The organism is Acidovorax sp. KPB24-07 (genome assembly GCF_057543315.1).
Genome location: NZ_BAAJYS010000567.1, coordinates 1 through 1,707, shown reverse-complemented (window position 1 = coordinate 1,707; position 1,707 = coordinate 1). Strand labels below are relative to the sequence as shown.

Annotated in this window: 1 protein-coding gene and 1 pseudogene; one reads left to right on the top strand and one right to left on the bottom strand. The window is 70.9% G+C overall.

Going from position 1 to position 1,707, the window contains the following annotated elements; all coding sequences use genetic code 11:
* Positions 1-768: LysR family transcriptional regulator (locus AC27IQ_RS23920; protein ID WP_487091050.1), on the bottom strand; the 768-nt coding region annotated here is incomplete at its 3' end.
* 98 nt (positions 769-866) lie between these two features.
* On the opposite strand from AC27IQ_RS23920, the pseudogene AC27IQ_RS23915 reads away from it, so the two are divergent.
* Positions 867-1,707, top strand: a pseudogene (locus AC27IQ_RS23915) (MFS transporter); the annotation flags it as partial.

Sequence of the window (1,707 nt, the reverse complement as noted above, 5' to 3'; positions counted from 1 at the left end):
CGCCCAGGCGGAGGCCACTGCCGCGCCCAGGCCCGCCAGCGCCGCGCTGCGCAGGGCATAGAGGCTGTCGGTGCCCATGCGCGGGTGGATGGCGAAGCGCTCCACCGCGCCGTCCGGCACGCGGGTGAGGGACACCTCGCGCTGGTAGTAGGTGCGCAGGGCCAGCCAGGGCAGGTCGCGCAGCGCGCTCGCGTGCTCGGGCACGGCGCCGCCCGGCAGCAGTTGCGGCGCCGCGACGACGATGCGCGGCACCTCGGCCAGGTGGATGGCGACCACCGAGGGGTCGTCCACCGCCCCGACCTGCACCGCGCAGTCGATGCCCTCGGCGATGAAGTCGGGCCGGCGGTCGTGCAGCAGCCATTCGACCGACACCTCGGGATACTGCCGCAGGTAGTCCGCCAACGGGGCGATCAGCTGCTCCTGCCCGAAGGCATGCGGCACCAGCACACGCAGCGTGCCGCGCGGTGTGTCGTGCGCGCCCCGCAGGTCGGCCTCCATCGCGCGCCAGTCGTCCAGCAGCGCCTTGGCATGCGCGAAGCAGCGCTCGCCGTCTTCGGTGAGCTTCATGACATGGGTGGAACGCTGCAGCAGCCTGAGTCCCAGCGACCGCTCCAGCGCCTGGAGCCTGCGGCTCACCGTGGGCTGGGTGGTACCCAGTTGCTGGGCGGCGGCGGAGAGGTTGCCGGCTTCGACGATGCGCACGAAGGTCTGCATGAGTTCGATGCGATCGACGCCGGCAAGGGAGGCCGTGGCAGAGGCTTGCTTCATACGCCAAGCGTATAGCAGATGTGCGCATGAGCCCACTACCCAGAGCGAGACGGTTCGCACAAACTTCGGCCCATCGCTTCCATTCAAGGGTCTTCCCCATGTCTTCCATTCAAAACCCGCATGCAGCCGCTGAGACGGGTGGTCCTTCCACGGGCGTGCCGGCGCCGCTGTTGCTGCTGCTGGCCACTGCCGCGGGCTTGAGCGTGGCCTCGCTCTACTACAGCCAGCCCATGCTGGGCGTGCTGGGCCCGGACATCCACGCCAGCGAGCGCGCCGTGGGCCTGGTGCCCACGCTCACGCAGCTGGGCTATGCGCTGGGCATCTTGTTTCTGGCCCCGCTGGGCGACCGCTACGACCGCCGCCGCATCATTTTGGCCAAGCGCCGTGCTGGCCCTGGCCTTGCTGATGAGCGGGTTCGCTCCCGGCATCGGCTGGCTGCTCGTTGCCAGCCTGGCCATCGGCCTGTCGGCCACGCTGGCCCAGGACGTGGTGCCGGCCGCGGCCACGCTGGCCCCGGTGGCCCATCGCGGCAAGGTGGTGGGCACGGTGATGACCGGGCTGCTGCTGGGCATTTTGCTGTCGCGGGTGGTGAGCGGTTTCGTGGCCGAGCACTTCGGCTGGCGCGCCGTGTACGTGGCCGCTGCCGTGTCGATCGCGCTGATCGGCGTGGCTGCCTGGAAAGGCCTGCCCAGCTTTGCGCCCACCACGCCGCTGCCGTACCGGGCGTTGATCGGCTCGATGGCCGCACTGTGGCGCCGCCATGGCGCGCTGCGCCGCGCCGCCTGGGCACAGGGATTGCTGTCGGTGGGCTTCAGCGCCTTCTGGTCCACCCTGGCCGTGATGCTGCATGGCTCGTTCCATCTGGGCAGCGCAGCCGCTGGCGCTTTCGGCCTGGCCGGCGCGGCGGGTGCCCTGGCTGCGCCGCTGGCCGGCCGCATT